General features: G+C 68.2%; 22 protein-coding genes, 2 tRNA genes and 1 riboswitch. Of the genes, 18 read left to right on the top strand and 6 right to left on the bottom strand.

What is annotated here, in order from left to right; genetic code table 11:
- Window positions 1-42 precede the first annotated feature (42 nt).
- Genes cysD through AC1VNX_RS18810 form a run of 4 tightly spaced genes read left to right on the top strand, consistent with a single transcriptional unit; the run spans window position 43 to window position 3,742 of the window.
- Complete coding sequence (gene cysD / locus AC1VNX_RS18795) at window positions 43-984, top strand: sulfate adenylyltransferase subunit CysD (protein ID WP_301505704.1); 942 nt, start codon at window positions 43-45, stop codon at window positions 982-984.
- Window positions 984-2,330: a sulfate adenylyltransferase subunit 1 gene (locus AC1VNX_RS18800; RefSeq protein ID WP_483158299.1), complete on the top strand. Its 1,347-nt coding sequence runs from the start codon at window positions 984-986 to the stop codon at window positions 2,328-2,330. The genes cysD and AC1VNX_RS18800 overlap by 1 nt, the downstream gene beginning before the upstream one ends.
- Before the next feature lie 42 nt (window positions 2,331-2,372).
- On the top strand, window positions 2,373-2,702 hold the full coding sequence (gene fdxA / locus AC1VNX_RS18805) for a ferredoxin FdxA (RefSeq protein ID WP_126019243.1): 330 nt from the start codon (window positions 2,373-2,375) through the stop codon (window positions 2,700-2,702).
- The gene (locus AC1VNX_RS18810) at window positions 2,660-3,742 is read left to right on the top strand and encodes an NAD(P)/FAD-dependent oxidoreductase (protein WP_483158302.1); all 1,083 of its coding nucleotides are present in this window, start codon (window positions 2,660-2,662) and stop codon (window positions 3,740-3,742) included. Before fdxA ends, AC1VNX_RS18810 begins: the two co-directional genes overlap by 43 nt.
- Here the strand turns inward: AC1VNX_RS18810 and AC1VNX_RS18815 are convergent, their stop codons facing one another.
- Entirely contained in the window at window positions 3,743-5,050 is a 1,308-nt protein-coding gene (locus AC1VNX_RS18815) for an aspartate aminotransferase family protein (RefSeq protein ID WP_483158304.1), read from the bottom strand.
- A 112-nt stretch (window positions 5,051-5,162) separates the two neighbouring features.
- On the opposite strand from AC1VNX_RS18815, the gene AC1VNX_RS18820 reads away from it, so the two are divergent.
- Complete coding sequence (locus AC1VNX_RS18820) at window positions 5,163-5,924, top strand: TetR/AcrR family transcriptional regulator (protein WP_483158306.1); 762 nt, start codon at window positions 5,163-5,165, stop codon at window positions 5,922-5,924.
- Here the strand turns inward: AC1VNX_RS18820 and AC1VNX_RS18825 are convergent.
- The gene (locus AC1VNX_RS18825; RefSeq protein ID WP_483158308.1) at window positions 5,911-7,803 is read right to left on the bottom strand and encodes an adenylate/guanylate cyclase domain-containing protein; all 1,893 of its coding nucleotides are present in this window, start codon (window positions 7,801-7,803) and stop codon (window positions 5,911-5,913) included. The genes AC1VNX_RS18820 and AC1VNX_RS18825 overlap by 14 nt on opposite strands.
- Window positions 7,804-8,002: 199 nt before the next feature.
- Window positions 8,003-8,103: riboswitch (TPP riboswitch) on the top strand.
- Window positions 8,104-8,179: 76 nt separating this feature from the next.
- Between AC1VNX_RS18825 and AC1VNX_RS18830 the strand changes: the two genes are divergently transcribed.
- Window positions 8,180-9,523, top strand: a complete 1,344-nt coding sequence (locus tag AC1VNX_RS18830) for a purine-cytosine permease family protein (RefSeq protein WP_483158310.1) — start codon at window positions 8,180-8,182, stop codon at window positions 9,521-9,523.
- Here the strand turns inward: AC1VNX_RS18830 and thiD are convergent.
- On the bottom strand, window positions 9,468-10,328 hold the full coding sequence (thiD, locus tag AC1VNX_RS18835; protein ID WP_483158312.1) for a bifunctional hydroxymethylpyrimidine kinase/phosphomethylpyrimidine kinase: 861 nt from the start codon (window positions 10,326-10,328) through the stop codon (window positions 9,468-9,470). The genes AC1VNX_RS18830 and thiD overlap by 56 nt on opposite strands.
- A gap of 35 nt (window positions 10,329-10,363) precedes the next feature.
- Between thiD and AC1VNX_RS18840 the strand changes: the two genes are divergently transcribed.
- The 8 genes from AC1VNX_RS18840 (at window position 10,364) to AC1VNX_RS18875 (ending at window position 16,939) form a co-directional block, all read left to right on the top strand.
- A complete protein-coding gene (locus AC1VNX_RS18840; RefSeq protein WP_483158314.1) occupies window positions 10,364-11,455 on the top strand; it encodes an FAD-dependent oxidoreductase in 1,092 nt (363 codons plus the stop codon).
- Window positions 11,452-11,655, top strand: coding sequence for a sulfur carrier protein ThiS (thiS, locus tag AC1VNX_RS18845; RefSeq protein WP_483158316.1), 204 nt, complete (start codon window positions 11,452-11,454; stop codon window positions 11,653-11,655). Before AC1VNX_RS18840 ends, thiS begins: the two co-directional genes overlap by 4 nt.
- Before the next feature lie 18 nt (window positions 11,656-11,673).
- Window positions 11,674-12,486 carry a thiazole synthase gene (locus AC1VNX_RS18850; protein WP_301505713.1) on the top strand — a complete coding sequence of 271 codons (813 nt, stop codon included), beginning with the start codon at window positions 11,674-11,676 and terminating at the stop codon, window positions 12,484-12,486.
- The gene (locus tag AC1VNX_RS18855; RefSeq protein ID WP_483158318.1) at window positions 12,483-13,418 is read left to right on the top strand and encodes a thiamine phosphate synthase; all 936 of its coding nucleotides are present in this window, start codon (window positions 12,483-12,485) and stop codon (window positions 13,416-13,418) included. Before AC1VNX_RS18850 ends, AC1VNX_RS18855 begins: the two co-directional genes overlap by 4 nt.
- A 5-nt stretch (window positions 13,419-13,423) precedes the next feature.
- Complete coding sequence (locus AC1VNX_RS18860; protein WP_483158320.1) at window positions 13,424-15,571, top strand: TonB-dependent siderophore receptor; 2,148 nt, start codon at window positions 13,424-13,426, stop codon at window positions 15,569-15,571.
- Between the two features lie 48 nt (window positions 15,572-15,619).
- A tRNA-Asn gene (locus tag AC1VNX_RS18865) sits at window positions 15,620-15,695 on the top strand.
- Window positions 15,696-15,860: 165 nt separating this feature from the next.
- Window positions 15,861-15,936 (top strand) — tRNA-Asn (locus AC1VNX_RS18870).
- Window positions 15,937-16,078: 142 nt separating this feature from the next.
- Entirely contained in the window at window positions 16,079-16,939 is an 861-nt protein-coding gene (locus tag AC1VNX_RS18875) for an AraC family transcriptional regulator (RefSeq protein WP_483158322.1), read from the top strand.
- Between the two features lie 6 nt (window positions 16,940-16,945).
- Here the strand turns inward: AC1VNX_RS18875 and AC1VNX_RS18880 are convergent, their stop codons facing one another.
- Window positions 16,946-17,263, bottom strand: coding sequence for a YnfA family protein (locus AC1VNX_RS18880; protein WP_483158324.1), 318 nt, complete (start codon window positions 17,261-17,263; stop codon window positions 16,946-16,948).
- A gap of 325 nt (window positions 17,264-17,588) precedes the next feature.
- On the opposite strand from AC1VNX_RS18880, the gene AC1VNX_RS18885 reads away from it, so the two are divergent.
- Entirely contained in the window at window positions 17,589-17,990 is a 402-nt protein-coding gene (locus AC1VNX_RS18885) for a GreA/GreB family elongation factor (protein WP_483158326.1), read from the top strand.
- A gap of 15 nt (window positions 17,991-18,005) precedes the next feature.
- Here AC1VNX_RS18885 and AC1VNX_RS18890 read toward each other — a convergent pair whose 3' ends face one another.
- Window positions 18,006-18,224: a hypothetical protein gene (locus AC1VNX_RS18890; RefSeq protein WP_483158328.1), complete on the bottom strand. Its 219-nt coding sequence runs from the start codon at window positions 18,222-18,224 to the stop codon at window positions 18,006-18,008.
- Window positions 18,225-18,696: 472 nt separating this feature from the next.
- On the opposite strand from AC1VNX_RS18890, the gene AC1VNX_RS18895 reads away from it, so the two are divergent.
- Complete coding sequence (locus AC1VNX_RS18895; protein WP_483158330.1) at window positions 18,697-19,590, top strand: CsgG/HfaB family protein; 894 nt, start codon at window positions 18,697-18,699, stop codon at window positions 19,588-19,590.
- 34 nt (window positions 19,591-19,624) lie between these two features.
- On the opposite strand, the gene AC1VNX_RS18900 is transcribed toward AC1VNX_RS18895, so the two are convergent.
- The gene (locus AC1VNX_RS18900) at window positions 19,625-20,029 is read right to left on the bottom strand and encodes a GFA family protein (RefSeq protein ID WP_184638346.1); all 405 of its coding nucleotides are present in this window, start codon (window positions 20,027-20,029) and stop codon (window positions 19,625-19,627) included.
- Window positions 20,030-20,134: 105 nt separating this feature from the next.
- Between AC1VNX_RS18900 and AC1VNX_RS18905 the strand changes: the two genes are divergently transcribed.
- Window positions 20,135-21,124, top strand: a complete 990-nt coding sequence (locus tag AC1VNX_RS18905) for a helix-turn-helix transcriptional regulator (RefSeq protein ID WP_483158332.1) — start codon at window positions 20,135-20,137, stop codon at window positions 21,122-21,124.
- Between the two features lie 125 nt (window positions 21,125-21,249).
- Window positions 21,250-21,936 (top strand): response regulator, encoded by a 687-nt coding sequence (locus AC1VNX_RS18910; RefSeq protein WP_483158334.1) that lies wholly within the window; start codon window positions 21,250-21,252, stop codon window positions 21,934-21,936.

The raw sequence follows: 21,936 nt of genomic DNA on the forward strand, positions 1-21,936 counted from the left end.
CTCCTGCACCGCACCGACTTACCGCATCCAGCCACATCTCCGATGAACGCACGTACCGAAACCGAACTGCTGCTGCCGCCGGCGCACCTGTCCAACACGCACCTCGACGCGCTGGAGGAAGAAACCATCTTCATCCTGCGCGAAGTGGCGGCCGCCTTCGAGCGCCCCACCCTGCTGTTCTCGGGCGGCAAGGACTCGCTGGTGCTGCTGAAGTGCGCGGAGAAGGCCTTCGGCGTCGGCCGCATTCCCTACCCGCTGCTGATGATCGACACGGGCCACAACTTCCCTGAAGTGACGGCTTATCGCGACCAGCGCGCGAAGGAACTGGGCGCCGAACTCATCGTGCGCAGCGTGGAGGACTCGATGAAGCGCGGCACCGTGCGCCTGGCCCATCCGGGCGAGTCGCGCAACGCGCACCAGTCGGTGACGCTGCTCGAAGCGATCGAAGAATTCCGCTTCGACGCGCTGATCGGCGGTGCCCGCCGCGACGAGGAAAAGGCGCGCGCCAAGGAGCGCATCTTTTCGCACCGCGACAGCTTCGGCCAGTGGCAGCCCAAGGACCAGCGCCCCGAGCTGTGGACGCTGTTCAACACGCGCCTGGCCCCGGGCGAGCACTTCCGCGTGTTCCCGATCTCGAACTGGACCGAGCTCGACGTGTGGCAGTACATCGCCCGCGAGGAAGTCGGCCTGCCCTCGATCTACTACACGCACAAGCGCGAAGTTGTGGAGCGCCGCGGCCTGCTGGTGCCGGTGACCGGGCTGACCCCGGCGCGCGACGGCGAAACGGTGCAGGTGCGCGACGTGCGCTTCCGCACCGTGGGCGACATCACCACCACCTGCCCGGTGGAAAGCCTGGCAGCCGATGCGAGCGACGTGGTGCTCGAGACGCTGTCGGTCGACGTGAGCGAGCGCGGCGCCACCCGCATGGACGACATGACGTCCGAAGCTTCGATGGAAAAACGAAAGAAAGACGGTTACTTCTGATGAGCGCGACGACGACTGCAACCCCCGTGACCACCGCCGCCGATGCGCACGGCGACACCGGCACCGCCCTTCGCTTCATCACCTGCGGCTCCGTCGACGACGGCAAGAGCACGCTCATCGGCCGCCTGCTGGTCGACAGCAAGACTGTGCTGCAGGACCAGCTCGCCGGCGTGCAGCGCGGCGGCGAGACCGACCTGGCCCTGCTGACCGATGGCCTCTCGGCCGAGCGCGAGCAAGGCATCACCATCGACGTGGCATACCGCTACTTCTCGACAGCCAAGCGCAAGTTCATCATCGGCGACGCGCCGGGCCATGAGCAGTACACGCGCAACATGGTCACGGCCGCCTCGGCCGCCGACGCGGCAGTGGTGCTGGTCGACGCGACCAAGCTGGCCTGGGCCGCAGAGGTGGAAGACGGCACCGTCGTCAAGCGCGAACTGCTGCCGCAGACGCGCCGCCACACGCTGCTTTGCAACCTGCTGCGCGTGCAGTCGATCGTGTTCGCCATCAACAAGCTGGACGCCATCGCCGACGCGGGCCTGGCCTTCGAGCGCATCTCGACCGCGCTGAACGCCTTTGCCGAGGCAGCCGGCGTGAAGGTGGCGGCCATCGTGCCGATCTCCGCGCTCAAGGGCTGGAACGTGGCCACGCGCCATGCCGACTGGGTCGGCTACGAAGGCCCGAGCCTGCTCGAGCTGCTGGAAGACCTGCCCGTCACGGCGCAGGACGAAGCCGTGCCCTTCGCCTTCCCGGTGCAGTGGGTCGAGAAGTTCTCGTCGTCTGCCGACACCTCGCAGGGCCGCCGCGTGTTCTGGGGCCGCGTCGCCTCGGGCCACGTGGAGCCGGGCCAGCGCGTGACCGTGCTGCCGAGCAACCAGACCGCCACGGTCGCGCAGGTGCTGAGCCACACGCGCCAGCCGAAGGCGGTGCATGCGGGCCACAGCGCCGGCATCGTGCTGGACCGCGAGGTCGACGTGTCTCGCGGCGACTGGCTGCTGGCGCCGGGCGCCTTCGAGCCGGTGCGCGAGATCACCGCCACCGTGGCCTGGCTCGACGACGAGCCGCTGGTCGCAGGCCGCATCTACTGGGCGCTGCAGGGCCACCGCTGGGTCAAGGCCAAGGTGGCGCGCATCGTCGATCGCGTGAACATCACGACGCTCGAATCGGAGCCGGCGACGCAGATCGAGGCCAATGCCATCGGCGACGTGGTGCTGGCACTGCAGCAGCCGCTGGCGGTGCTGCCTTTCACGCAATCGCGCGCCCTGGGCTCGCTGGTGCTGGTCGATACGGCCTCCCACAAGACCGCCGCCGCCGTGCTCGTGCAGCCCTCCGCCGCAAGGGCCTAAAATCTAGGGTTTTTCCCGACCACTTCTGACGCAAAAAGACAAATGACCCACGTCGTCTCCGAAGCCTGCATCCGTTGCAAATACACCGACTGCGTGGACGTTTGCCCCGTCGACTGCTTCCGCGAAGGTCCCAACATGCTGGTGATCGACCCGGACGAATGCATCGACTGCGCGGTGTGCATCCCCGAGTGCCCGGTCAACGCGATCTACGCCGAGGAAGACCTGCCGGCCAACCAGATCGCCTTCATCAAGATCAATGCCGAGCTGGCCCAGGCCGACGGCTGGAAGAGCATCACCAAGCGCAAGCCCGCCCTGCCCGACGCCGAGGAGTGGAAGGACAAGACGGACAAGATCGGGGAGCTGGTGCGCTGAACCAGCCCGCCGCCCCTGCCGTTTCCCCGATCGAGACCGATGCGCTGATCGTCGGTGCCGGCCCCGTGGGGCTGTTCCAGGCCTTCCAGCTGGGCCTGCTCGAAATCTCCTGCCACATCGTCGATGCATTGCCCGCCGCCGGCGGCCAGTGCGTGGCGCTGTATGGCGACAAGCCCATCTACGACATTCCAGGCACGCCCATGACCAGCGGGCGCGACCTGGCGCAGTCGCTGCTCAAGCAGGTGGCGCCGTTCAAGCCGCAATTCCATTTCGGCGAGCAGGTTTCCACCCTGGCGCGCGAGGCCGATGGTCGGCTGCTGCTGACCACGTCGGCGGGCAAGGCATTCCTGGCGAAGACGGTATTCATCGCGGCCGGCGTCGGAGCCTTCGTGCCCAAGCGCATCTCGGTCGAAGGCATCGCGCAGTTCGAGGGCTCCTCGCTCTTCTATCACCCCGATTCGCTGGACCGCTTCGCGGGGCAGGCGGTGGTGGTCAACGGCGGCGACGACATCGCGCTCGAAACCGCCCTCGCACTCACCGCCATCGCGAAGCAGGTCACGCTGGTGCACCGGCGCGACGGCTTCCAGGCCGAGGAAGCCACCGTTTCGGCCATGCGCGCCCTCGTGGCCGCGGACAAGCTGGCCTTCAAGGTCGGCCAGCCCAGCGCCTTCGACGGAAAACAGCTCCAGATCACCACGCCCGACGCGACCACGCTCGACCTGCCGCTGGACGCGCTGGTCGCCTGCCTGGGCATCTCGCCGCGGCTCGGCCCGATCGCCGACTGGGGGCTGGAGCTGGAGCGCAAGCAGGTGCCGGTGGACACCGAGAAGTACGAAACCCGCGAACGCGGCGTGTTCGCGGTGGGCGACATCAACACCTACCCGGGCAAGAAGAAGCTCATCGTCTGCGGCTTCCACGAGGCCACGCTTGCAGCCTGGGGCGCCACGGCCATCGTGTTCCCAGGCAAGGCCGTTGCGCTGCAATACACCACCACCAGCACCCGCCTGCACGAGCTGCTGGGCGTGGCCGGCTCCCGCTAACTAGTTCGCGGCGCCGGGCAGCAACGCCCGGTATTCGCCGATGAAGCTGCCGATGGCGGCCACGTAGTGGTCGATGTCCGCATCCGTCAGCGGCAGCGACAGCACGACGAATCCGCGCGGCGAGGTGTAGATGCCCTCGCTCAGCAGATGAAAGAAGAGCAGCTGGCGCAGGCGGGCATCGACCGGCGCCAGGTCATCGGTGCTGCGCACCTCGCCGCCCACGAAATGCGCGTTCATCAGCGAACCGATGCCGGTGAACTGCATCGCGACGCCCTCCCCCGCGCACAGCGCGTTGAGCCGCGTGCGCATCGCGTCGCCCCTGTCGGCCAGAGCGCCCGCAGCCTCGGGGGTGAACAGCTTCGTGAGCCCCGCGTGGCCGGCCGCCATCGTCAGCACGTTGTTGTTGAAGGTGCCCGAATGGGCCAGCGGCCCGGTGCGCGGATCGAAGAGCGCCATCACGTCGGCGCGGCCGCCGAAGGCGCCGAAGGACATGCCGCCGCCGATGTACTTGCCCAGCGTGGTCAGGTCGCAGCGGATGCCCAGCTTGTTCGCCAGCCCGTGCGGCGCGAGGCGCGAGGTCATCACCTCGTCGAAGATGAGCAGCGCGCCGGCTCGGGTCGCCGATTCGCGCAAAGCCTGCAGGAACTCCAGCCGGCCCGGAATGCAGCCGCTCGCGCCCTGCATCGGCTCCAGGAGGATGGCGGCGATCTCGGGGCCATGCTTGTCGATCTGCTCGCGTGCCGTGCGCTCGTCGTTGTAGGGCAGCACCAGGAAGTCGAAGGGCACGGTCGTCGGCAGCGGCTTGGCGCCGAAGCCCAGCACGCCGCCGTGATAGCCGCCCGAGAACACGACGAGCTTGCGGCGGCCGGTGAAGTGCAGCGCCGCCGTCAGCGCCATCAGGTTCGCCTCGGTGCCGGAATTGGTGAAGCGCAGCTGCTCGATCTGCGGAAAGCGCTCGCAAATGAGCCTGGCGAGCCGGCCTTCGAGGAGGTTGTGGCCAGTGAGGTTGATGCCGCCCTTCATCGCCTCGGCGACGGCCTCGCGGATCTCGGGCGCCGAATGGCCGTAGACGCCGGCCGTGTACTCGGCGATGAAGTCGGCATAGCGATGGCCGTCGGCGTCCCAGAGCGTAGCGCCCTCGCCCCTGGCGATGGTCAGCGGGAACGGCGCGTAGAACAGCACCGAGCGGCTGTTGGCGCCGGGCATGTAGCGCGCCTGTTCCTCGAACTGGCGCAGGCTGGCGGGGTTGCTTTCGGTGAAGCGGCGGTGTGCGGCCGCGAGGGCCTGGTCGATGTCCGCATGGGGCATGGCGATGTCCTTCCGGGGTGGCGCGCCGATCGCGTGCAGCGCGGTTTATTGATCGATGCTCAATTTATTTTGTTTATACAGTCAACCCGACTGCCGCACAATGGCTGCAACCATGACGAAGACCCCGTCCTCCTCGCCCCCAAAGCCCCCCCAGCCCCCGAAACCCCGCACTGCCGGCCGCCCCTCCGGCGGCGGTGGCCTGACGAAGCAGCGCATCGCCGAAGAGGCGCTCGCGCAGATCGACGAATTCGGCCTCGGCGCCTTCAGCATGCGCGAGGTGGCGGCCCGGCTCGACGTCTACCCCGCCACGGTGCACTGGCACGTGAGCACGCGCGAGGCGCTCCTGGCCGAGGTGGCCGCGCTTGTCATGGCCGAGGTCGCGCCGCCGTCCGGCAAACTCGTCTGGAAGGACTGGATCGCCGAACTCTTCCGCCGCTGCCGTGCCGCCGTGCGGCGCCATCCGAACGTGGCGCAGCTGCTGGGGGCGCAGCTGGTGTCCAACGGCAGCCTGCCGATGGAGCTGGTCGAGGGCATCCTGGCCACGCTGACCGATGCCGGCTTCGAGGGCGAGCCGCTGCTGGAGGCCTACAACTGCGTGGTCGCCGCGATGCTGGGCTTCCTGACGATGGAGTTCTCGCCCCTGCCCGCCGACAACACCCAGGCCTGGGCCGAGGAGCTGCGCGAACGCGTGCACACGATCCGCCCGCTCGACCACCCGGTGCTCACACGCAACCTCTCGCAGCTGGCCAACAAGGCGTTCATCCTGCGCTGGGACAACGGCACGACGGTGCCGCTGGACAGCAGCTTCGAGCGCCACGTCCAGATCACCATCGACGGACTCGAAGCCTTCGCGCGCCGGGTCAAGCAGGCTTAGGTCCCAGCACCTCGTAGAGCACCATGCGCGTCTGCCGGCCGCGCAGCTCCGCGAGCTCCTCGATGCGGCGCGTGGCGAGCCGGCCGCCCAGCCCCTCGAAGGTGGCCTCGGAGATCAGCGTGCGCGTGCCCAGCTCCTTGTTGGCGCCCTCGATGCGGCTTGCCGCGTTGATTGCATCGCCGATGGCGGTGTACGACAGGCGATTGCTCGAGCCGAGCACGCCCGCGATCACGTGGCCGGTGTGGATGCCCACGCGCGTGCGGAACTCCTGCAGGCCCTCGGCGCGCCACTTCTCGTTGAGCGCGTTCATCTCGGCATGCAGCTCGATCGCCGCCACGCAGGCGCGGTACTCCGCGTCTTCGAGTTCGGTGGGTGCGCCCCACAGCACCATGATGCCGTCGCCCATGAACTTGTCGATCACGCCGCCGTGGCGCGCGAAGATGCCCGCGGCGAGGTTGAAGTACTCGGTCAGCTGGCGCACGAGCACGTCGGCCGGCATCGACTCCGAGATGCCGGTGAAGCCTTCCACGTCGGTGAACATCGCGGTGATGCGCCGCGGCGATCCGCTCGGCCCCAGCGCATGCCCTTCCGCGACGAGCTGCCGGATGATGTCGACCGGCACGAACTTGCTGAAGGCCTTGAGGCTGCGCGCCGACTCGTCCAGCGCCTGGTTGAGATGCTGCACTTCGAGCACCCGGCTCGGCTCGATCGGCAGGTCGTCGAGCTCCAGCCGACCGATGCGGCGCGCGACGCGCGAGAGGTTTTCGATGGGCCCGGTCACCAGCTTCGACAGCCGCAGCGAGATGAAGAGCGACAGTGCCAGAAAGCTGGCCGTCAGCAGCAACGACCAGAGCACCGAGCGATGCAGGCCACCGAGCAGCAGATCCTCGGGCTCCCAGCTCACAAGCTGCCAGCGGGTGTGCGGCAGGTGCGAGGTCTGCACGAGGTAGCGGCGCCCTTCGTACTCGATGGAGAAGGCGACGTCGTCGGCGCCACCTGCCGTGCTGGCCGCGAGCATGTGTGCGTGGATGGCACCGAGCACGCCGCTGTCGGGCGACTCGAGCTTGCGTACCGGCTCGGGGTGGTCGCTGCGCGCGATCACGTGATGGTCGGAGCTGAGCAGTGCGCTCTCGCCGCTGCCCAGCGCGCCGGAGACGCGTATCAGCTTCGACAGATGTCCCAGCGACACATTGACGTCGACCACGAGCCCGCGCTTGTGGCCCTCGTCGTCGACGCGCCCCGCAGGCCGCGCATGGCCGATGGCAAGCTCCTGCGCGTCGCTCATCAGGAAGGGCTGGGTCCACACTGGGCCCTTCGCCTTCATGGCCTCCAGGTACCAGGTGCGCTTCTCGGGATCGAAATCGCTGCGGTAGGCCGAGATCGAGGTCGTCGCGAAGCGCTGCTTCGCATCGCCGCCGTCCAAGTCCGGCGAGTCCTTGTAGTGCCAGGTCTCGGTGCTGAAATCGGGCCCGCGCAGCACCTGCCGGATGGCCGGCACAGGGTAGCGCACAGCCATCAGCACGTGACCATGATCGGTGGCCACGTTGATGCTGTCGAGCTCGGGGGTCTGCTCCAGCATGGTCCAGAGCATCTCGGCGGTCTGCTCGCCGTCCTCGCCGCAGACATGGACGCTGGGCGAATCCGCTATGGAGCGGATGACGCCTTCCGTCTTGGCGAGGAAGGCAAGCACGTTGTCCTCCACCCGGTCGTGGTTGATCTTGTGCGCGGTGGTGCCCACCTTGGACACCAGCTTCTCGGCCGCCCAGTAGCCGAAGGCCACCAGCAGCAGCGACTGCACCATCGCGACGGCGCAGATGATGGTGCCTACGTCGACCCTGAATCGTCGCAGGCGGGGGGCCTTGAAATCGTTATCGGCCATGCAAGTTCCTCTCCATTTCCTCTTCTGCATGCTTATCGGCATGCGCTCCCGTTTCTTCTGCTGTCGTTACTTCTTTGGCAGCGATTCTCGCGCGGTGCGCTGGTGCTCCAAGGGTTTTCCCTGCCTGCAAAGGCACGCCCGCCGTTGCGGCTTCCCGGCAGCGGATAAACTTCGGCCCGCGCCGCGGGTTCTCCCGGGGCGTACTTGCTAGGGGTGTTGGGCGGCTTGCCGTCCGGCTGAGAAAGTCCCTTTGAACCTGATTGAGGTAATCCTCGCGCAGGGAAGCTGGTCCGGTGGCCTCTCACGCCTTCTCGCGTGAAAGCCGCGCCACTGGGGCCTCGCCCACCTGCCAAACCTTTTGCACTGGAGCAAACGGATGGCACACGACGAAAAGAGCAACGACAGCACGGTCGTCTCGAACGAGGCGCTGACGCCCCTGCCCGCCTCGCAGCGCGTGTTCGGCTGGCACGACCATGCCTCGCTCTGGTTCAGCCTCGGCGTGGGCCTGCTGGTAATGCAGATCGGCGCCTACCTGGTGCCGGCGGTGGGCACGCGCGACGCGGCGATCGCCATCGTGCTCGGCTCGTGCATCGGCGCGGGCCTGCTGGCCTGGACCGCGCGGCTGGGCTGCCAGAGCGGCTTGGCGAGCGCCGGCCTCATGCACGCAACCTACGGCAGCGCCTTCGCGCGGCTGCCGGTGCTGCTCAACATCGTGCAGCTGGTGGGCTGGACCACCTTCGAGCTCGTGGTGATGCGGGAAGGCACGCAGGCCATCGGCCAGACGGTGGTGGGTCCGGCGCTGGGCTCCTTCTGGGGCGGCGTGCTGACGACGCTGCTGTGGGGCGCGGTGCTGCTGGCGCTGCTCGCTGGCTCGATGGTGAGGCTGGTGCGGCGCTTCGTGAGCCGATTCGGGCTGCCGCTGGTGGTGCTGTCGCTGCTCTGGCTCACCTGGCAGTTCGCGACGCAACTGCAGGCCAAAGGGCTGGATGCCTTCTGGGCACGCCCCGGCGACGGCACGATGGGCATGTTCAGTGCGCTCGACCTGGTGATCGCGATGCCTGTGTCGTGGCTGCCGCTGGTGGCCGACTATGCACGGCACGGCAAGCGCAGCTCAGGCGGACTCGGCGGCGCATTCGGTGGCACCTGGATCGGCTATGCGGTCGCGAACGTCTGGTGCTACGCGCTGGGCGTGATGGTGGTGAGCGTGGCCGAGCCGGGCACGGGCCTCGTCACCGCGCTGCTGCTGGCCCAGGGTGGCCTGGTGGCGCTGGGCCTGATCCTGATCGACGAGCTCGACAACGCCTACGGCGACGTGTACTCGGGTTCGGTCTCCACGCACAGCCTGCTGCCGCGCTGGAGCGTGAAGCGCTGGGGCCTGCTGCTGGCGGCCCTGTGCATCGCGCTGGCGCTGGTGCTGCCGATGCACACGCTGGAGCCTTTCCTGCTGCTGCTGAGTTCGGTGTTCGTGCCGCTGTACGGCGTGATCATCGGCCGGCTGGGCAGCGGCGAGACGGTTTCGCCGCATGGCGCGCGGCGCAAGGTCGACTTCGGTGCGGCGCTGATCTGGATCGCGGGCATCGCCGCGTATCACGCGCTTGCCAAGTGGGCGCCGCAGTTCGGCTCCGCGCTGCCGACGCTGGCCGCGACCTTCGCGCTGGCCTGGCTCAGCCGGCCTTCAACGGCAGCCGGTGCGTCGGCACTGGCGCAAAGCCGTGGTTGAGGGGGCCATGACCCGCGCCGATCTTCACGTTCGCTGCGGCGGCCATCGCGCCGAGGATGTAGGCGCGCGCGCGTTCGACCGCCTCGGGCAGCGTCGCGCCCAGTGCAAGGTGCGCTGCGATGGCGGACGACAGCGTGCATCCGGTGCCGTGCAGGTTGCGGCTTTCGATGCGGCCGGAGGCAAGTCGCCTGCGTTCGCCGCCGGCCTGCAGCAGCACGTCGACCACTTCGTTGCCCGGCAGGTGGCCGCCCTTGAGCAGCACGGCCTTCGCTCCGAGCGCCAGCAGTTCGTCGGCCGCGCCGTCGAGCGCGTCCACGCCTTCGATGGCATGGCCGATCAGCAAGGCGGCCTCGTCGAGATTGGGCGTGACGACCACGGCGCGCGGGAACAGCTCGCGCACCAGCACCTGCACCGTCTCGGCGGCGATCAGGCGATCGCCGCTGGTGGCGACCATCACCGGGTCGAGCACCACGTTCTTCAGCTGGTAGCGGTCGATGGCCCAGGCCACCACGTCGACCACCTCGGGCGCATGCAGCATGCCGAGCTTGACGGCATCGACGCCGATGTCTTCGACCACGGCCTGGATCTGCGCCTTGAGGAAATCGGGCGGCACGCCGTGGATGCCCGAGACGCCGAGCGTGTTCTGCGCGGTGAGCGCGGTGATGGCCGTCATGCCGTAGCAGCCCAGGGCGGCGAAGGTCTTGAGATCGGCTTGGATGCCGGCGCCGCCGCCGCTGTCGGAACCAGCGATGGAAAGCACGCGTGCGTAGCGCTGAGTGGGCTCTTGGATGGTGCCTTGGGTCATGCCGAAAATTATCGGCGACGCGAAGGAGCCCTGGCATGAGCCTTCCTTTCGACTCGGTAGCCATCCTCGGCGCGGGCCTCATGGGCCGGCTGATGGCTATAACGCTCGCGCAGGCCGGATGCAAGGTCGATGTGTTCGAGGCTGGCAGCGCCGAGGCCGAAGGCGCTGCCGCGCGCGTGGCCGCCGCCATGCTGGCGCCGCTGGCCGAATCGGCGGTGGCGCCGGTGTCTGTCGTGCGCATGGGGCAGCACGCGCTGTCGCGCTGGCCGGAGCTTCTCGCGCCGCTGGCACAGCCCGTGTTCTTCCAGCGCGAAGGCACGCTGGTGCTCTGGCACCGGCAGGATGCCGCCGAGGCCACGCGGCTCGCGCGCGTGCTCGCGAACACCGGTGCGCAGGTGCCCGAGCTGGCGCCGATGCAGTCCGTCGACGCCCGCGCGATCGCCACGCTGGAACCTTCGCTGGGCCAGCGCTTCGCGCAGGGCCTGTTCCTTCCGGGCGAAGGCCAGCTCGACAATCGCGCGTTGCTGGCCTCGCTGCGGGCCACGCTCGAGAGCAGCTCTCGCGTAACGCTGCACTGGCAATCGCCACGTGCGCCTTCGGACTTCTCGCCTGGCACGGCCGGCCAGCCCGACTGGGTGATCGACTGCCGCGGCCTCGGTGCCCGCCCGCAGTGGAACGCCCTGCGCGGCGTGCGCGGCGAGGTGATCCGCGTGCATGCGCCCGAGGTGCGCCTGCAGCGCCCCACGCGCCTCGTGCATCCGCGCTACCCGCTTTACATCGCGCCCAAGCCGGGCAACCTGTTCGTGATCGGCGCGACGGAGATCGAGTCGGACGACATGTCGCCCGCCAGCGTGCGCTCCACGCTGGAACTGCTGAGCGCCGCCTATGCCGTGCACAGCGGCTTCGCCGAGGCGCGCATCGTCGAGATCGCGACGCAGTGCCGGCCCGCGCTGCCCGACAACCTCCCCGCCCTGCGCCTGCCGCAGCCGCGCGTGCTGCAGATCAACGGCCTGTACCGCCACGGTTTCATGATCGCGCCCGCGATGCTCGACGCGGCGATGGAGATGCTGACGCAGGGCCGCTCGCCCCTCGCGAAGAGCTTCGGCATGGAGACCCGAGACACATGACGATGAACATCCTGATCAACGACAAGCCCTTCACCCTGCCCGACCAGGCGACGTTGACCGACGCGCTGGCTGCGCTGGAGGCCACTCCCCCCTTCGCGGTAGCCGTGAACCGCGAATTCGTGCCGCGCTCGGCCTACGCGTCGCGTGCGCTGCAGCCCGATGACCGAGTCGAAGTGATCCGCCCCGTGACGGGCGGCTGATTGATGGAGACAACAGAAATGACGACCACGAACGACCCCTTGGTGCTCTACGGCGAGACCTTCCAGAGCCGCCTGCTGCTGGGCACCGCGCGCTATCCCTCCCCTGATCTGCTCGAAGCCGCCGTGAAGCGCGCGAAGCCGGCGATGCTGACCGCCTCGCTGCGCCGGCAGACGGCCAACCAGGGCTCGGGCAACAGCGAGCTCGGCAACGGCTTCTGGGAGCTGCTGCGCAAGCTCGCGGTGCCGGTGCTGCCCAACACCGCCGGCTGCCACAGCATTCAGGAGGTGGTCGCCACCGCGCAGATGGCGCGCGAGCTGTTCGACACGCCGTGGATCAAGCTTGAGCTGATCGGCGACGACTACACGCTGCAGCCCGACACGCTGAACCTCGTCGAAGCGGCTTCGCAGCTGATCCGAGAGGGCTTCAAGGTGCTGCCCTACTGCACCGAGGACCTGGTGCTGTGCCAGCGGCTGGTCGACGTCGGCTGCCAGGCGGTGATGCCGTGGGCCGCGCCCATCGGCACCGGCCGGGGGCCCGTCAACCCGTATGCGCTGCAGGTGCTGCGCGACCGGCTCAAGGTGCCGATGCTGGTGGATGCGGGCCTGGGCCTGCCATCGCATGCCTGCCAGGTCATGGAATGGGGATACGACGGCGTGCTGCTGAACACCGCTGTCGCGCTGGCGCAGGACCCGGTCGCGATGGCCGGCGCCTTTGCCGACGCGGTGCAGGCCGGGCGCGATGCGCATCGAGCCGGCGCCATGGCCGCGCAGGACGCCGCGCAGCCGAGCACGCCCGTGCTGGGCACGCCTTTCTGGCATCACGAATCATGAGCGGCGCACTCGATTCGGGCGCCATCGCGCAGGCCATCGTCGCGGCGCACGGGTTGCGCTTCGGCGCCATCACGTCGGCGCCGGTGAGCGCGCCGAGCTTTTCCTCGGACGACCCCGTCTACCGTGGCGCCAAGCGCGCCTGCTGCGCACTCGGCTTCATCGAGATCGACGCCGAGTGCCTTGCCCACGCCTGGCGCGCCCAGACGCAGCGCCTGAGCAGCTTCGACGCCACGCTATGGCCCGACGCGCCGGAAGACTTCGGCATGCGCTCCTTTCCTCCCTCCGCGCGCGAGGACGCATTTCCGCACTGCCCCGAACGGCTCGGACTCTATGCCGTGCTGCCGGACGCGCAGTGGGTTGGCCGCATGGCACGCGCAGGTGTGCCGACGGTGCAACTGCGATTCAAGTCGGACGACGGCGCGGCCGTAGAGCGCGAAGTGCAGGCGGCCGTCGAGGCGGTGCAAGGCACTGGCGCGCTGCTCTTCATCAACGACCACTGGCGGGTGGCCATCGCGGCCGGCGCCTATGGCATCCACCTGGGCCAGGAGGATCTCGACGCGCTCTCGCCCGAAGACCTTGCCCGGCTGCGCGCTTCGGGCCTGCGGCTCGGCGTCAGCACGCATGGCTATGCGGAGATGGTCCGCGCCGACAAGGTGAGCCCGAGCTACATCGCCATGGGTGCCGTGTACCCCACCACGCTCAAGAAGATGGCGACCGCGCCGCAGGGCGTGGCGCGGCTGGGCGCCTATGCGCGGCTGCTGCGCGGCTATCCGCAGGTCGGCATCGGCGGCATCGACGCGGTGCGGCTGCCGGAAGTGCTGACGACCGGCGTGGGCTCCGTCGCCGTGGTGCGTGCGCTTGTCGCGGCCGACGACCCGGAGGCCACGGCCGCGCAATGGATCGCGGCCATCGATGCCGCCACCGGCAAATGAACAGAATGAAAAAGACCGAGCTCCCTTCCACTTTCTCCCGCCGACATCGGCTCTCGCCTGTTTCGCGTGCTCTCTGCACCGCGGCATGCTCATCGCATGCGCAGCAGCAGTCCGCGCTGCCCGAGATCACAGTCAGCGAGGGCACGACCGCGCCGCAGGCCGACGTGAGCGGATTCGGCGACGTGCCGCTGCGCGAGCTGCCGATCTCGGCCACGGTGATCGACAGCAAGCAGTTGCAGGCCAGCGGCGCGCGCCGGCTCGCCGATCTGACGCAGTTCGACGCCTCGGTGACCGACGCCTACAACTCCGCGGGCTACTGGGACTACCTCACGGTGCGCGGCTTCGTGCTCGACAACCGCTTCAACTACCGGCGCGAGGGCCTGCCGATCAGCGCCGAGACATCGATTCCGCTCGACAACAAGGAGCGCGTCGAGATCCTGCGCGGCACCAGCGGCATACAGGCCGGCACCAGCGCGCCGGGCGGGCTGGTCAACTACGTGGTGAAGCGGCCCACCGAGCAGGACCTGCGCACGGTGCGCATCGAGACCACGAGCCGCGGCAGCGTGCTCGGTGCCGTCGACCTCGGCGGGCGCTTCGGCGAGAACCGGCAGTTCGGCTACCGGCTCAACGTGGCGAGCGAAAACCTCAAGCCGCTGACGCACAACCTCGACGGCAACCGCAACCTGTTCTCGCTTGCTGCCGACTGGCGCATCACGCGCGACTCGGTGCTGGAGTTCGAGATCGAGCAAAGCCGCAAGACGCAGCCCAGCCAGAACGGCTACAGCCTGCTGGGCAGCATGCTGCCGGCACCGGTCGATCCGCGCATCAACCTCAACAGCCAGCCGTGGTCGCAGCCCTCGGTGTTCAAGGCGCTGACGGGCACGCTGCGCTTCAGCCAGGCGCTGAACGCCGACTGGCGCTGGAGCGCTCAGATCGGCCAGCAGCGACTGAAGAGCGACGACCGCCTGGCTTACGCCTTCGGCTGCGGCACCGAGGGCAACTACGACCGCTACTGCTCCGACGGCACCTTCGACGTCTACGACTTCCGCAGCGACAACGAGCGCCGCACGTTGACGGCCGGCAGCCTGAATCTCAAGGGCAACGTGATGACGGGCAGCGTTCGGCACGAACTCGGCTTCGGGCTGCTGCAAAGCCGCGTGCGCAACCGTTTCGACAACCAGGCCTACAACTACGCGGGCACCGGCAACATCTGGGGCACGGCCATCGTGCCGCCGGCTCCGGATGCCACCACGCCGCAGACCAATCGCGACGAGCGATCGACCGAGTTCTCGGTGCAGGACGCGATCCGCTGGAACGACCGCTTCACCACCTGGCTCGGCGCGCGCCACACGCGGCTCGACCGCAGCAGCATCGGCAACGACGGCTCGAGCCCGACCGGCTACAAGCAGGACGTGACCACGCCGTGGATCGCGGCGAGCTACGCCATCCAGCCGGGGCTGCTGGCTTATGCGAGCTGGGGACGTGGTGTCGAATCACAGGTTGTGCCGAACAGGGTCTCGCAGTACAGCAATGCGGGGCAGGCACTGCCCGCGCTGCGCTCGCGGCAGTGGGAGCTGGGTATCAAGGGCGGCAACGACGTCTTCAACTGGCAGCTCGCATGGTTCGACATTTCGCGGCCGCTGACCAACATGGACCTGTGCAGCGGCTTGTGCGAGGTGCGCAACGACGGCAAGGCGGTGCATCGCGGTCTCGAAGCTGGGGCACAGTGGAACCAGGAACCATGGCGCATCGGCGGCGGCGTGACGCTGATCGATGCCAAGCGGCGCGGGAGCACGGCCAATCCGGCGCTCAACGGGCAGTCGCCGACCAACGTGCCCAAGCAGGTGCTGCGCGCGCAGACGGCGTATCGCTTCGCGTCGGTGCCGGGACTCGAGGTGGCGGGGCAGCTGTCGTACGAAGGCCGCCGCAACGTCCTGCCCGATGGCTCGATCACCCTGCCCTCGTGGACGCGCGTGGACGCCGTGCTGCGCTACGACACGAAGCTGCGCGGCGCGAACGCGAGCTGGACGCTGTCGGTCGACAACCTGTTCGACCGCCGCTACTGGAAGGAATCGCCCTACCAGTTCGGCCATGTCTACCTGTTCCCCGGCGCGCCGCGCACGCTGCGTCTGGGGCTGAGCGTCGCGCTTTGAGAGTGTTGTCGGGAAGCCGCAAAAATAACGCTATAATCTAAGGCTTGTTCCTCGATAGCTCAGTCGGTAGAGCGCCGGACTGTTAATCCGTAGGTCCCTGGTTCGAGCCCAGGTCGAGGAGCCACTACAAAGCCGCAAGGCCTCTGGATGCCCCGCTACTCACAAGGTAGCGGGGCATTTCATTTGTGGTGTTGCACGGTGTTAGTTGCAGGCAATCGTCGCATCGATGCAAAAAATGCAGTCGGGCGGCCGAGATCGGCAAATCCATTGCATATAATTTAAGGCTTGTTCCTCGATAGCTCAGTCGGTAGAGCGCCGGACTGTTAATCCGTAGGTCCCTGGTTCGAGCCCAGGTCGAGGAGCCACCATCAAGCCGCAAGGCCTCTGAAGAGCCCGCTGTCTTTCCGGACAGCGGGCTTTTTCTTTTGGCCGGTCTGCTGCGCCGCGATCTGCGCAAAGTCGGCTAAGTGGCACTGGCACTCGCACGAAAGGCGCACACTCGCGCGCATGGAAAGCAGCCGCTGCATCGAGCAGGACTACCGCGCCCGCGTGGCGCGCGCCGTCGCGGCCATCGTTGCCGATCCGATGGCCGAGCACCGGCTCGAAGACCTCGCGCGGCTCGCGCACTTCTCGCCCTTCCACTTCCACCGCGTCTACGCGAGCGTGGCCGGGGAAACGGTGGCGGCCACGGTCCGCCGCGTGCGGCTGGCGCTCGCCACCCGGCTGCTGGAAGCCGGCGACCAGAGCATCACCCAGGTCGCGCTGGCCGTGGGCTACGAAAGCCCGCAGGCCTTCACGCGCGCCTTCGGCCAGTTCACCGGACAGTCGCCGCGTGCATTCCAGCAAAAGATGGTGCGGGCGATCCTAGACGTCGATGCATTGCCGCAACCCGACGACAGCATCGCCGCGCCGGCCGTGCGTATCGTCGAATGCCCGACGCGGCGGCTGCATGCGCTGCGGCACCAGGGGCCGTTCTCGACCATCCCCCACACCCACCGGCGATTGCGCCAGCACGCAGGCATGGCCCGGATCACGGATCGCTGGGGAGCGTCTTTCGACGAGCCGGAAGGCAGCATCGGCTTCAGGTACTACGCCGCCGTCGACTCCCCCGATCCCTGGCCGGACGCGCCCGAAGTCGAGATGCTCGACATTCCCGGCGGCTGCTACGCGGCGCATCGCCTCGCGGGCCCGTACTCGCAGATCAACGCCGCCGTACGCGCCCTCTATATCCGGTGGCTGCCTGCCAGCGGGTACGAACCCGATGACCGGCCCACGCTGGAGCACTACTTGAACTCGCCGCGGCAGGTCTCTCAGGCAGAGCTGCGCACCGACCTGCTGATCCCCATCCGCCGTACGGGCACGCGGTGAGAACGGCTACTGCGGCTGGAACGCGATGAGCCCCATGCCCGCCAGGCAAACCGCCACGCCCGCCACATCCCACCCCGTCGGCCTGATGCCGTCAACAGCCCAGAGCCAGGCAATCGCCACGCCGATGTACACGCCGCCATACGCTGCATAGACGCGCCCCGCCGCCGTCCCGTGCAGCGTGAGCAGCCAAGCGAACAGGGCCAGGCTGATCGCCGCGGGCACCAGCAGCCATGCGGAGCGGTCCTGCTTGAGCCAGAGGTACGGCAGATAGCACCCGACGATTTCCGCGAGCGCCGTCGCGACATAGAGAAGAAAGGTCCGCATCCGTCGATTGTGCGGCGCAGTCCGCGCCGCGCTTACCGGCAGGACACGCGGGGCCATTGCTTGATGGGCCCGTGGTGCATCCCTACACTCGCACGCATGGCCCGTTCGTTCCACTCCCGCAAACACGCTGCGCTCGAAGCAGCGCGTGCCGGTGTCGTGGCGACCATGGCCGCCTACCGACGCACCTGCGCACTTTCATGAGCCCGGCGGTCCGCTACCCTTCCTACTGATGCGCGAACCATTGACCGCCGGGCACCCGCCGCGCGGCCGCGTCGCCGTTCATTTCCTTCGTTCCTGACGGCGCCGCACTCAATTGGAGTGCCTCATGCTTGCAACCATTCACGGGGAGCGCACGCTCACCGAACTCGACTTCGTCCGCCTCGGCAAGCTGGCGGACCACCAGCTTCCTCCCGCGCTCGCCGAACTGCTCGACGCGGCGGACGTGCTGCCCTCGCGCGAAGTCCCGCCGGACCTCGTGACGATGAATTCCCAGGTCGAGATCGAAGACCCGGCCACGGGCCAGCGCCAGCAGATCACCCTCTGCTACCCCGGCGACTCGCAGCCGGGCGCGGGTTTCGTCTCGGTGCTGTCGCCCGTCGGCATCGGACTGCTGGGCATGAAGACCGGCGCGCTCGCCTGCTGGCGGATGCCCAACGGCGTCGAGCGTTCCGCGCGTGTGGTGGCGGTGCTCTTCCAGCCGGAAGCCAGCGGCGACTACACGCGCTGAGGCGGGTCGTTTCGCTCAGTGCTTGATCACCGCGTTGGTACGGTCCTTGGCGCTGTCGATGGTCGCGCTCACGGAGCTCGTGTTGATCGCCAGGGCCACCAGGATGGAGCCCACGAAAGCCGGGTCAGCGGGGCTGTTGAAGTTCGAAGCACCCGCAATGGCCAGGGCCTGCTGCACCTGCTGGCGGGTCAGTTCCGCGGCTGCTTCTCCAACGACGTTCTTCTTGGTTGCCATCTGAAACTCCTGGAAGTGAAGGCACGACTGTAACTTTCGGGACAGCGCATCCGCGGCCGTTTCCCTCGTGAGCCCACTGGTGCGAAAGCGCCCGTTGTTTCACGGTGTTCCGAAAAGTTTCCAGAGTAATAGAATCGCCGCGCTCCACCCGCCCCGTCCCCCAAGCGCAGTGCGCCTGCCCGACGTCGCGGCCAGGGCAATCGAGGACACGGGCTGCCGCAGCCCCCACCTCCCCCACTTCGGACTCCGGCCGATGCACCACCCGCGCGGTGGAAAGCGAACGGCCGGGTCGCGCGAGCGGTGCACATGACTTTCGGCACTGGTGTGCCTGAATCTCGGGTCGTATCGTCGCGCGGTCGCCGGCGGCGCGTCGAATCGGGAGGTCGTACAGGCCGGGGCAAATCCATCTTCGATCTTGACAAGTGACGTCCGCAACGGGCGCCGCATTCTTTTTCACTTGACTGATCCGGACATGGCTTTTTCCAAACTCTCTCTCGCAAGCGCACTCGCCGGCCTGCTGGCCCTTTCGGGCTGCCAGACCATGGACATGCAAATGGGCAGCCAGTCGGCCAAGACCGTGGCCACCGGCAGCGCAGCCGGCAGTGCCACCGCCGGCGAAAGCAGCCAGCTCGAACGCTGCGATTCGCCTCTGGGCACGGTCTCGCTGATCGAGAACGTGAACGCGGGCTGGTACACCATCCTCACCGGCGAATACAAGCTGCCTCCCACCGCCAACCTGCTGCGCCTGCTGGTGCAGCAGTCGAACTGCTTCGTGGTGGTCGAGCGCGGCGCGGCCGGCATGAACGCGATGACGCGCGAACGTGCGCTGATGCAGTCGGGCGAAATGCGCGGCGGCAGCAACTTCGGCCGCGGCCAGATGGTGGCCTCCGACTACGGCCTGTCGCCCGAGATCGTGTTCAGCAACAGCGATGCCGGCGGCCTGGGCGGCGCGCTCGGCGGCCTGGTGGGCGGCGGCCGTGGCCGTGCCATCGCCAACCTGGGCGCGAGCCTGCAGACCAAGGAAGCCAGCGCGCTCCTGACACTGATCGACAACCGCTCGGGCGTGCAGGTCGCGGCGGCCGAAGGCAGCGCCTCCAAGACCGACTTCGCGGGCTTCGCCGGCCTGGGCGGCCTCTCCGCCGCCGGTGGCATTGGCGGCTACACCCGCACGCCGCAGGGCAAGGTGATCGCGGCAGCCTTCATGGACGCCTTCAACCAGATGGTCCGTTCGCTGCGCAACTACAAGGCGCAGACGGTGCGCGGCCAGGGCCTCGGCGGCGGCGGCCGCCTGGGCGTGGACGGCGGCGCCGCTCCTTCGCAGACCTCGGCACCGGGCGCTGCTCCGGCAACCCGCCGCCGCAAGTAAGGCAGCAACCCGCCTGCCGGCCGACCGTCCTCGCTCAGAGGTAGCGCGTCTCGGCCGGCGCTTCGAACCAGTTGTTGTTGCGCCCGTCCATGTACCGGACGGGTGCCGTCGACAGTTCCTCCAGCGTCACGTCGTCCAGGCAGTTCACCGCGACGCTCACGTAGGCGCCACCGATCTCGGGCACGTTGCCGCGCCCGAACGAACGCACACCGCAGCTTCTGCAGAACAGCCACTCGGTGCTGTGGGAGTTGAACTGGTACAGCGACAGCTCTTCCTCCCCCGACAGCAGCGTGAAGGCATCCGGCTTCACGATCGCACCCCATGCGCGGGTCTTGGTGCAGATCGAGCAGTTGCACTTGCCCGTGCCCTCGGCAAGGTCGATCAGGGCCTGGAAGCGGACCTTGCCGCAATGGCAGCTGCCGTTGTACGTCTTCTTCATGGATCTTCGTCCTGTGTTCCGCTGTGCGGAGGTGGTTGAGAGAAGACCCGAGGCTACGATCCATTGCGGACAGATCCTGTCCTCGATTGCAGGCATGATGCACACATGCTGTCAGCCTCCGCACGCCTGATCCGGCTTCTTTCGCTGTTCCAGGCGCAACGCTCCTGGACGGGCGCCGACCTCGCCGCCCGGCTCGAGATCACCGAGCGCACATTGCGCCGCGACGTCGACCGCCTGCGCAGCCTTGGCTACACGGTCGACTCCACCTCCGGCGTGGCCGGCGGCTACCGGCTGGGCGCAGGCACCGCGATGCCGCCGCTGCTGCTGGAGGACGAGGAGGCCATCGCCGTCGCGCTCGGCCTGGGCAACCCCGTAGGCGCCTCGGGCGACATCGAGAACGCCTCGATGCGCGCGCTGGCCAAGCTCGAGCAACTGATGCCGCCGCGCCTGCGCCGCCGGCTCGACAGCGTCCGTTCGTCGGTGGTGCCGGTGATGCACGACAAGTCGCCGGTGCGCCTGAAGGCCGTGACCTTCCTTGCCGAAGCCTGCACCGACCGGCTCGAACTGCGCTTCGGCTACCGCGACCACCACGATGCACTTACCGAGCGCACCGCGCAGCCGCATCGCGTGGTGCAGACAGGACGGCGCTGGTACCTGCTGGCCTGGGACGTGGCGCGCGAGGACTGGCGCACCTTCCGCCTCGACCGCATCGTCGAGCCCTCGCCCACCGGCGAGCGCTTCACGCCGCGCCGGCTGCCCCACGGCGATGTGGCGGCCTACATGGAGCATGCGCTGAAGGTGTCACCCTACCTGCACCATGCGCAGATCGTGGTGCACGCGCCCGTCAAGGCGCTGGAGCCCTACCTCGGCTGGGTCGGCGGCACGCCGCAGGCCATCGGAGACAGGTCCACGCGCATCGCCACCGCCGCCAATTCGCTCGACGCGCTGGCCGTCTGGCTGGGCTGCCTGCCGCACGATTTCGAGGTCGAGTCGCCGCAGGAACTGGTCGAGCACATCGCGCTCGTGGCCGGGCGGCTCGGCAAGGCCGCATCCCATAGGCCACCGAAAGCGGTGGGCCGCCTCCCCCGTATATAGGATGGGCAGCGAGCGGGCAGCCCCCTACCCTTTGCGGCATCAGAAACCCAGGCCTTTCTCCCCATGCGCCTCATCACAACGTCATGCATGAGCGCATGCAGCTTCCCTACGGGCCCGGTTCACGCATGACCGCTGAAACACAGGTCGCCCTCGTCGAAGACGACACCGGCATGCGCGAGCGCATCTCGCGCGTGGTCGATGCCGACCCCTCCCTGAGCCTGGCCTACAGCGCTTCCAACGCCAGCGACATCCTGCATTGGCTGGTCGACAACCCGGTCGACGTGCTGCTGGTGGACCTCGGCCTGCCCGACCGCCCCGGGCTGCAGGTGATCAGCCAGTGCCGCAACATGCAGCCGGCCTGCGCGGTGATGGTCCTGTCGATCTTCGGCGACGAGGCCAACATGGTCCAGGCCTTCGAGGCCGGCGCCAGCGGCTACCTGCTGAAGGACGGCACCGAGGCCGACCTCGCCACCCACATCCGCCACCTGCGCGCCGGCGGCTCGCCGATGTCGCCGGTCATCGCGCGCAAGCTGCTGCGCCGCTGGCAGGCGCACTCGGGCGGCGCGCCCAGGGAACAGGCCGCGGCCAAGGCTGCCGGCACTCCGACGGTCGCGCCCGAGCGCCTGTCGCCGCGCGAGTTCGAAGTGCTCGACCTGGTCTCTCGTGGTTTCACCTATGTCGAAGTCGGGGTGCAAATGGGAGTCTCGGCCTCGACTGTCCAAACCCATATCCGCAATATCTACGGCAAGCTGGATGTGCACAACAAATCGGAAGCTGTGTTCGAGGCCCGCAACCTCGGCTGGCTTCCCTAG

It is taken from the genome of Variovorax sp. TLI9-5A (assembly GCF_056867935.1).